The organism is Actinophytocola sp. (genome assembly GCF_045807065.1).
Lineage (GTDB): Bacteria > Actinomycetota > Actinomycetes > Mycobacteriales > Pseudonocardiaceae > Actinophytocola.
On record NZ_JBJMIE010000395.1, the window covers coordinates 1 to 9626 of the forward strand.

8 protein-coding genes are annotated in these 9626 nt (G+C 71.5%); 6 read left to right on the forward strand and 2 right to left on the reverse strand.

Features of this window, described 5'->3' with window-relative positions:
• From ACJ73U_RS23100 to ACJ73U_RS23115, 4 genes are all read left to right on the forward strand, one after another.
• The coding region (locus tag ACJ73U_RS23100) for a hypothetical protein (RefSeq protein ID WP_407779775.1) at window positions 1-1407 on the forward strand (1407 nt) is incomplete at its 5' end.
• Window positions 1404-2531: a hypothetical protein gene (locus tag ACJ73U_RS23105; RefSeq protein ID WP_407779776.1), complete on the forward strand. Its 1128-nt coding sequence runs from the start codon at window positions 1404-1406 to the stop codon at window positions 2529-2531. The genes ACJ73U_RS23100 and ACJ73U_RS23105, both read left to right, overlap by 4 nt.
• A 32-nt stretch (window positions 2532-2563) precedes the next feature.
• Complete coding sequence (locus ACJ73U_RS23110; protein WP_407779777.1) at window positions 2564-5611, forward strand: hypothetical protein; 3048 nt, start codon at window positions 2564-2566, stop codon at window positions 5609-5611.
• Between the two features lie 119 nt (window positions 5612-5730).
• The gene (locus ACJ73U_RS23115; RefSeq protein ID WP_407779778.1) at window positions 5731-6984 is read left to right on the forward strand and encodes a prolyl oligopeptidase family serine peptidase; all 1254 of its coding nucleotides are present in this window, start codon (window positions 5731-5733) and stop codon (window positions 6982-6984) included.
• A gap of 3 nt (window positions 6985-6987) precedes the next feature.
• On the opposite strand, the gene ACJ73U_RS23120 is transcribed toward ACJ73U_RS23115, so the two are convergent.
• Complete coding sequence (locus ACJ73U_RS23120) at window positions 6988-7605, reverse strand: TetR/AcrR family transcriptional regulator (RefSeq protein ID WP_407779779.1); 618 nt, start codon at window positions 7603-7605, stop codon at window positions 6988-6990.
• Window positions 7606-7724: 119 nt separating this feature from the next.
• Between ACJ73U_RS23120 and ACJ73U_RS23125 the strand changes: the two genes are divergently transcribed.
• Together ACJ73U_RS23125 and ACJ73U_RS23130 are read left to right on the forward strand one after the other, a co-directional pair.
• Complete coding sequence (locus ACJ73U_RS23125; RefSeq protein ID WP_407779780.1) at window positions 7725-8357, forward strand: FMN-dependent NADH-azoreductase; 633 nt, start codon at window positions 7725-7727, stop codon at window positions 8355-8357.
• Between the two features lie 177 nt (window positions 8358-8534).
• Window positions 8535-9359 (forward strand): DUF72 domain-containing protein, encoded by an 825-nt coding sequence (locus tag ACJ73U_RS23130; protein WP_407779782.1) that lies wholly within the window; start codon window positions 8535-8537, stop codon window positions 9357-9359.
• A gap of 56 nt (window positions 9360-9415) precedes the next feature.
• Here ACJ73U_RS23130 and ACJ73U_RS23135 read toward each other — a convergent pair.
• On the reverse strand, window positions 9416-9626 hold a 211-nt coding region (locus tag ACJ73U_RS23135; protein ID WP_407779781.1), incomplete at its 5' end, for a hypothetical protein.

Here is a 9626-nt window from a genome sequence, read left to right on the forward strand (position 1 = left end):
AAGATCATCGCGGGGGACTTCAACGCGATGTTCCCGGTGATCGGCGGCGTGTTCGAGGGGATGCACCTGCTGGTCGGTGCGTTCGGGGTGGTGTCGGGCTTCTTCCCACAGCTTTCCCCCGTCTCGGCCGGCATCAGCATCGCGGACGACCTCGTCGACCTCGCGGGCAAGCGCGTCATCGTCGCCTTCGCCTCGCGGAACAAGAACAACCAGGTCACGCTCGCCGGCGCGAAGTTCGAGCTGTCCGAGAAGTTCAAGGAGTCGGCGGCCGGCAAGTTCCACCTCGGCAAGGAGAAGGCCAAGGAGCGGGTGCAGAAGCAGGTCGACAAGGTGCTCGCCATCCCGGGCGGGATCGGGACGGCGATCGAGGAACGCGCCAGGCGCAACCCCCTGGTGCGGCAGGCCTACGCGAAGAAGCAGGCGGTGCGGTTCGCACTGCACGACCGGATCGAGCGCCTGCGGGAGCGGCTGATCGAGGCGCATCCACCGCTCGCCGCCAGCCCGACGTTCACCAACGCCATCGACGAGCTGGACATCCAGTTCGGCACCCTCGAACGGGAGGACGGCCCGGACGACGACGCCATGGGCAGGATCGGCGAGGCGATCAAGAGTCTGCTCGAGACACTGAACGTCGACGTCGGCCTCCCGTCGAGCCTCACCGACCTCGCGCAGGAGGGTTTCGTCAGCGTCTGCAAGGAGCTGGCGCCCGCGACGACCGCGGCGATCGGCAACGCACTCGGCCGGGCCATCCCGTTCGTCAACATCGCCGTGTTCGTCGTGAAGTCCGGCAACAGCGCGCTCGACTACTGGGCGGACATCCACAAGGAGCTGGTGCCGGCCGACATGACCAAGGAGGAGCAGGAGCAGCTGCAGGCGTTCGTCGGGCAGCAGGTGCACGGCACCAACCCGCTGTTCCACGGCCTCGACTTCAGCAGGGTGCGGATCATCTCGATCGACGAGGGGAAGATCGTCTGCGAGATCGCGGGCGTGCAGGGCGTGCTGACCCGCGACACGCTGCGCTTCTCCCCCGACGACCGGACCGCCATGCACCAGGCGGTGCTGGCGCAGGTCAAGAGGAACAACTCGCCGTCGTTCACCTACCAGTACACGGAGCTGGCCGCGGCGTGGGACGAGCTCACGTGGGGCGACGAGGAGCACGGCATCATCGCCGCCACGGTCACCGCCACCGCCGTCGGCAGGCGGGGCAGGCACACGCTGACGCTCTCCGTCCTCCCCGACGGCGCCATCACCGTCATGGCGATCGACCCCGAGCTGCCGCCACCCGACCTGACGAAGGCGCAGGAGGCGGCCGGGCCGCCGGACTTCGCCGCCCAGCTCGCGGCCGGGCCCGGCGCGAGCGGTCTCGCACTCGACCTGATCAACGGATTCGTGGAGGCCAGGGCATGACCAGCACCGAGACGCAGTCCGGCGACGTGCCGGCCGAGCTGAACGCCGACCTCGAGGCGCTCACGGCGCTGGCCAACGAGTGCTGGGCGAACCAGGCACTGTTCCGGCTGGTGGACCCGACGCAGGCGCACTGGCAGGGCCTGCGGGGGCCCGGCGAGCACCTCGTCGAGGTGGAGGGCGTGTCCGGGGTGCTGAACCTCGGGCTGCGCGCGTTCGTCCCGGACGACTACGACGCGCTGACCGAACGGTTGCGCGCCAAGCTGGTCGAACTGGTGGGTGACCGCCCGGTGTCGGTCGGCACGGAGAACGCCGAGGTGGACTGGACGACCATGGCGATCGTCGAGGACGCGCCGCAGCCGGCGCGGACGATCACCGTGACCGCGAGCAGCGTCCCGGACGACACCGGCGTCTACTACGACCTGGTCCTCGACACCGATCCGGAAGGCGGGGTCGCGGTCCAGTCCCACGAGCGGGTCGGTGACCCGGACGCGGAGCTGGTCACCGAGGAGACCATTCTCGCGGGCATCGCCGCCGAGGTGGGCGCGGAGGTGCCGGCCACGGCCGACGAGGGTACCGAGGCGGAGCACGGCGGGATCACCGCCGCCTACCTCGGCGACTACTACGGCGCCGACCCGGTGCCGTTCGAGGACACCGGTTACGTCGTGGACTGGACGACCTGGGCGCCGGACCAGCAGGCCGACGGCGGGCGGCTCGGCTCGCCGATGACCGGGCACGACCAGGACGGCCGCGAGTTCGCGCTGTACGTGTGGTTCGGGCCGGCGACCGGCGCGCGGATCGTGTCGGCGGCGCCGGTCGGCGGCGCCGAGGAGGCCGCGGCCGATCCGCGCGCGGTGTTCGAGGCGGACGTGCTGCCGAGGTGGTTCGAGGTGTGCCGGTCCCGCGGCTCGACGCTCGAGACCGACGACGGTGCCCGCTACGACGTCGGCCGCTGGGTCGACGACGCCAGCTCCGACCACAGCCCGGAGCTGCTCGACTTCGACGGCCGCGCGTTCCTGGTCTCGTTGCGCGCGTTCACCGGGGACGAGGTGCGACAGGAGGTGCGGCTGCGGCTCCTCGTGTCCGATGTGGAGCGAGTGCGGGTCGACGCCGTCGAACCCGTCTGATCCCCGACCCGATCCGACCCTGGAGGCCTCCCGTGCGTGTGTGGGCCGTCGTCGCGCTGGCACTGTTCCTGCTACTGCCCATGGTGGTGCTCGGGCCGTCCGCACCGCTCGCGCCGGTACAGGACCCGGTGGCGGCGCGGAAGGACGGCCCGCTGCCCGGGTTGCGGGCGCCGAGAGTCGAGCCGGACTTCCGCGACGCCGTGTACGGCGACCTGCTCGTCGTCGGCAACAGCGTCCTGCGCTGTCCCGAGGGCGACGAGGCGTGCCGCGCGGCGACCGACAACGCGGCGGCCCCGGACGCGGGCGCGAACAACAACGCCTACGCCATGCGGCTCGCCGCCGGACCGGACTCGTTCGCGGCGAGCAGCGCGGAGCTGACGATCCCGGCGGGTGCCCGCGTGCGGTACGCGCAGCTGAACTGGGGCGGGCACACCGGGTCGTTCCTCGGGTTCTCCGGGGTGAACTGCGTCCGGCCCCTCGGTGCGCCGAGCGCGGCGCCGCCGGGCAGTCCGGACCGCCAGGACGTGCGGCTCGCGGTCGCTGGCGGGCCTGCCGTGGCCGTGCCGCGCACCCCGGAGCACTTCCGGCTCACCTCGGGTCTGGTCGAGCCGAGTCAGCTGTACACCGACTGGGCCGACGTCACCGACCGGTTCGCCGCCGCGCCGGCCGGCCGGTCGGTCCCGATCGAGGTTCGGGACGTGTGGGCGCCCGCCGGGCCGGGCTGTGCCGGTGGCTGGTCGCTCGTGGTGGTGTTCGACTTCGGACAGCCGACCGCCGAGTACCCGACGCCACGAGTCGTGGACGTCTACTCCGGCCCGCTGCCGAAGGGAGGCGCGCTGGTGCCGGGACTGTTGGAGCCGCTCGTGCCGGGCTTCCCCTCGGCGATCGACGCGCTGCTCCCCGACCTGGTGCCGAACCTCGGCGGCACGCACGTGGTCCTGGCCGGGCCGAGTCCGGCACGCGGAGACGTGACGCTGGGGCTCACCGCGTTCGACGGCGACTGGCGCCAGGGCGGCGAGACGTTCGCCGTGGACGGCGAGCCGGTGGTCGAACCGTGCGGGCGGGAGGGCGTGGCGGACTTCTTCCGGTCGTGCGCGGACGGCGCGGTCGACGGCGACCACAGGCCCGGCAACAACATGAGCGTCGACGCCAAGACCGTGCGGCTCTCGTTGCCGCCCAACGACACTGGTGACGTCGACATCGGGATCGACGGCACCGACGACTACGTGGTGCTGCAGAGCGTCGCGCTCTCCGCGCCGGTCGACCCCGGCATCGGGCTGACCGTCACCGGTCCGGCCACCCCGGTCCGCGAAGGCGACCTGGTCGAGCTGGCCGTCGACATCACCAACACGGGTTCCCTGCCACTGCACGACATCGCACTGTCCGGCGCGGACCGGTGCACCCCGGCGGTGTTCGCGCCCCTCGCGCCCCACGCGTCGACGACGGCCACCTGCGTGGTGACCGCGGTGGCCGGGCAGACCACGCACGCGCTGACCGTGACCGGCACGTACCTGGAGTCGAGCGGCGGTGACGGCCGGACCGTGCGGGCGACGGCGGCGGACGACACCGTGGTGCTGCCCGCGGAGTACGCCGTGAGCAGGGTGCCCGACCGGTTGACCGCCCACGCCGGCACGCCCGTCACGTTCGCCGTGGCACTGCGGAACAACACCGACGGCGACCTCACCGGCCTCACGTACACCGACTCCGCGACCGCCGACTGCGCGCCGGCGCCACCGGTGCTCGCGGCGCGGACCACCGCGACGCTCGAGTGCACGGTCCCGGCGGTGACGGGGACGTTCGCCAGCGAAGGGGTGCTGACCGGCACGGACGCCACCGGCACCGCGATCTCCGTGCGGAGCCAGCAGGTGACGGTCGTCGTGATCGACCCGACGATCACGGTGACGCAGACGGTCGCGCCGGACGCGGTGTACCGGGGGCAGCCGGTCGAGGCGGCGTACACGGTGACGCACTCCGGCCGGCAGGAGGACGGACCGCTGGTGGACGTCCACGTGACCACGAACCTGCCGGGCTGTGCCGTCGATCCGGTGCCGGCGCTGGCGCCCGGCGACTCGGTGACCGTGCCGTGCACGGGCACCCCAGAGTCCACAATGGACGCGACGGTCGCGGTGACGGCGTCCGACGCGGCGGGCGCTGCGGTGACGGCCACCGCCGACCCGGTGCCGCTCACCGTGCTGGCGCCGCTGGTCGCCGTGACCCAGTCCGCCGACCCGGCGGCGGTGCGCACCGGACGGCCGGTCCGGTTCACGTTCACCGTCACCCACGTCGGCACCGCCGCGGACGGGCCGGTCCGTGACGTCCAGGTGACCTCGCCGACGCTGCCGCCCTCGTGCGTGCTGGCCGTGGTGCCGACACTCGCGCCCGGCGAGTCGGTGACCAGGACCTGTGCCGCCGCCCCGGACCGTTCGTTCACCAACACCGCGTCGGTGTCGGCGATCGACGGCGCCGACCGCGCCATGACGGCGGACGCGGAGCCGTTGCCGGTGACGGTCCTGAACCCGGCGCTGCTGGTCACCGTGGCGGCGACCCCGACCGAGGCCCGGCACGGCGCGGAGGTCGACTTCGAGGTGGTCGTCCACAACACCGGGAACGTGGACCTGGCGGTCGCGGTGACGAACGACCGCGCCCGCGACTGCGATCTCACACTGCCCGCACTGCAGGCCGGCTCGGCGCAGGGCGTCCGCTGCACGGTCAGCATGCCGGCGGCGGAGTCCACGACGCGGTTCACAGACACGGCGTCCTACGAGGCGACTCCCGCCGACGGCGACCCGCTCACCGGCACGGACTCCGCCTCGGTGACGTTGCTGGCCGGCCTGGCACCGGAAGAACCGGCACCAGGCGTGGACCCGGCCGACCCGTCGGCATCGGCATCGGAGTCGGCACCGTCCCCGGGGCGGAACACCAACGACGCCAACAAGAACAGTGACAAGGACAGCGACAACGCCAGCGACGGCCTCGCCCACACCGGAGCCGCGGTCCTCGTACCACTGGCGACAGGCGCGGCACTACTCCTACTCGGCACCGCGGCGGTGGTCGCGACCCGACGGCGACGCCGGACCTAGCCGGTCTCGTAGCGCCTGTCTTGCGTACACGTTCGCGCCAGGGGTGGTTTATCGCCAACGAAGTCCGTAGCTTCTTGTCTTGTGCCAGGCAACGGGTGCACCAGGACGAAGGAGTCGGGATGGCCACGTTCACCAGTCGTCGCAGCGTGCTGGCCGCCGGAGCGGGCGCGGCTGCCGGTCTGGCACTACCGGGCATCGCACGAGCCGACAGCCACGGAACCAACAGCGTGGGTTTCGTCCTCAACGCGGTGACGCTCGACGGTGGCGAGCAGGTCACCTCGGTCACCCTCGGCACGTCCCGGCTCGGGCGGATCGATCCGGCGAGCGTGACGACCAGCACGTTCAGCGTGCACGCCAGGGCCACCAGCCCGATCGCCACCGACGGCCAGGACGTGGGGTACGACCTCGACCGGCCGGTGACCGCCGCCCGACTCGACCGCCACGGGAACATCGTGCTCGCGCTGAGCCATGGCGAGGGCCAACCCGGCGGCGGCACCCTCGGCTACATCGGGAGCAAGGGCCGCAACGTCCAACTCGACCTCGTCTACACCATCACACAGAACGCCCCGCTCACCCTGCGCCGCGGCCGGCCGGTCACCATCGCGCGGTTCGTGCAGGGCAGGCTGACCAACCCCGAGGTCGACGCCTTCAGCTACCACGTCTCCGGCTCGGGCATGAAGTACCGGCTGTACTCCCCCGCACCATCGCCCCGGCACGGCAGGCGTCCGCTGATCGTCTGGCTGCACGGCGGCGGCGAGGGCGCCTCCCTGCCGGACAACTACTACGACAACGAGACCACGCTGCGCGCCAACCGCGGCGCACTGGGCTTCGCCACCCGCGAAGCACAACAGATCTTCGACGGCGCCTACGTCCTCGCCCCGCAGAGCACCTCCGCCTGGATGCAGGACGGCCCCCACTTCGCCCCGCTCATCCACGAGATCATCCGTGACGTCGCCCGCACGCGGCCCGTCGATCCGCAGCGCGTCTACGTGGTCGGCTGCAGCAACGGCGGTTACATGAGCCTGAAGATGACGACCGTCTACCCCACCCTGTTCGCGGCGTCGATACCGATCTGCGGGGTCGTCACCCCCCTACAGGCCGGCACCCCGCCTCTGGTTCCCGACGCCGAGCTGGCGGCCATCAGCACTCCCACCTGGCTGGTCGCCTCCCGTGACGACACCACCGTGGACCCGCAGGCCAACACCGTCCACGCGCACGACCTCATCCCCGGCTCCCTGATGAGCCTCTACGACCACGTCGTCTGGAACGGCTTCCAGTTCCCCGGCCACTGGTCGTGGATCTACGTGGCCCGCGACGACCCGAGCGACCACGGAACCCACATCTGGCAGTGGATGGCCCAGCAACAACGCTAGCCGTCAGGGGCGGCAGACGCGTTGGACGAGGTCTTCCCAGCCGCGCCTAGTCCGTTCCTCGACCTGGCGGGCGTCATCGGCGAAGTCGGCCGCTGACAGATAGAGCAGGAGAGGGCCTTCCAGGGCCGCGGTGAGCTGGACGGTCAGGACGCCGAGATCGGCGGCGCCGAGGGGGATCTGCTCGAGCAGCATGCGGTTGTGCGCCCGGGAGAGGTTCCCCTCCGTCCCTGCCGGCACGGGTTGGCGGCCGTCGATGGCGGCGCGGACGATCTCGCGGTGTTCGATCAGGAACCGGGCCCGGGCCTGGCCGTACGCGATCAGGCGCGCCAGTGGCGGGGCACCCGGGCCCAGCGGCGGCGGCCCGGACAGCACCTGCTCCTGAAAGTCGGACTCGTCGTCCTCGATCAGTGCCACGAAGATCCCGGCGCGGGTGCCGAACCGGCGGTACACCGTGCCCTTGCCCAGGCCAGCCCGTTCGGCCAGCCCGTCCATGGTCAGTTTGTCGACGCCCTGCTCTGCGAGCAGCTCGCGGGCCGTGACCAGCAGCTGCCGCCGGTTGCGCACCGCGTCGGCGCGCTCGGCGCGTGGCGCTCCCAGTAGGGGCAGGACGGGTCGATCCACGGGCCGAACTCTACCGCCGGGAATACAAGTGGGGTAAAGTCCGTTTAGGCTCGCGTGCGGCGACCTCGCCGACGCGCCCGGGACCGTCCCGAGCTGTCTTGTGACCTGGAGAAGCACCGATGAGCCTGTTCCGTCTGGACGCCAGCATCATGCCCACCGCCTCGGCCAGCGCCGAACTCGCCGACCTGGTGGAGGCCCAATGGTCCGCCGCCCGGCCAGGCGAGCCGGTCGTCCGCCGCCACCTGGGCACCGATCCGCTGCCGCCCGACGCCTGGACCCTCGCGACCACCGCCGGTTTCACCCCGGAAGACCAGCGCACCCCGGCCCAGCGCGACGCCCTGGCACTGGCCGCCGACCTGAAGGCGGAACTGACCGACGCCGACGCCGCACTGCTGGCGGTGCCGCTCTACAACTACGGCGTCTCCCAGCACTTCAAGACCTGGGTCGACCTGGTCATCGCCGCCGGACCCGCCGACCAGGGCCTGCTGAAGGACAAGGCCACCGTGCTGGTCACCGTCCGCGGCGGCGGGTACGGCCCCGGCACCCCCCGCGAGGGCTGGGACCACTCCACTCCCTACCTGCGGCGGGTCCTCAGCGACCTGTGGCAGGCCGACCTCACCGTCGTGGAACGCGAACTCACCCTCGTCGGCGTCAACCCCGCCCTGGACCACCTCAAGGACATCGCCGCCCAACAACACACCGCGGCCCGCGACGTAGCCCACCACACGGGCCGCGCCCTGGCCGCCAAGTAGCCACCCCGGTCGCCCAGACCTTCACCGATCCTGTTACGAACCAGCGACGCGATGGGACGGCGTGGTCTCGGCGTACCCGTCCTGGGGTCGTGAGTGGAAACTGCTGCCCGGGTAGTAGTTTTCACTCACGACCGACGGGAGCAGGGCGCAGTGGCACGTCTTCATGTCGGCTGCGCGATGTGGACCCACAAGGCGTGGCCCGGGCGGTTCCTGCCGCAACCGCTGCCGGCCAAGGAGCGCCTGCGGGCCTACGCCGGCTGGTGCAACGCGGTCGAGGGCAACACCACCTTCTACGCCACCCCCGCCCGAAACACCGTCACGACCTGGGCACAGCAGACCGACCCCGACTTCCGGTTCGTGGTCAAGCTACCCAAACTCGTCACCCACGAACGCCGGTTCGCCGGCGTCGAGACCGAGATGCGGGCATTCCTGGACGCACTCGAACCCCTCGGCCAACGGGCGGTCCTGTGGACCCAGCTGCCCGCCTCCTTCGGCCCTTCCGACGTCGACGCCCTCGGCCGCTTCCTACGCAGACTCCCCACCGACCGCCGACGCGCCGTCGAGGTCCGCCACCCCGCGTTCTTCACCGACACCCGCTCCACCTCACTACTGGAGGCGACACTCACCGACACCGACACCGAATGGGTGCCCTTCGACACCACGGTCTTCTTCCAGCGCCCGCCGACCAGCGAAGCCGAACAGGACGCCTGGACCAAAAAGCCACGGCTGCCACGGCGGACACGGGCGCTGACCGACCGGCCGATCGTCCGCTACCTGGGCCGCGACTCGGTCGAGGAGACCGTCAAGGGCTGGCGGCCGTGGACCACGGTGGTCGCCAACTGGCTGCACGAGGGCCGATCACCAACGGTCTTCGTGCACACCCCCGACAACAACGACGCACCGGCACTCGCCCGCCGCTTCCACGACGACGTGCGGGCGCTGGTGCCCGGCCTCGACGCCCTGCCCGAGCCGGACCCGGTGGAGCCCGCGACCCTGTTCTGAGCGATGCCACGATTGGGCGGGATACCCCGTCACCTCGGCATGAGCGACGTTGTGGTCTAGCCACGCTGATACGTCGGGTTGGGGTTCTGAGTGGTGTTGACGGCCCTGATCAGGTCGAAGACCCCGAGCAGCACCGGTCCCCAGTTGCCGCTGGGCATGTTCTGGCGCAGGCGGCGGAGTTCGATGATCGGGGCCGCCAGGCCGCCGACGGTGTCGGTCTGTGCGCCGAGGGAACCCATCGACTCGAACTGGGCCGGGTTGTTGGGT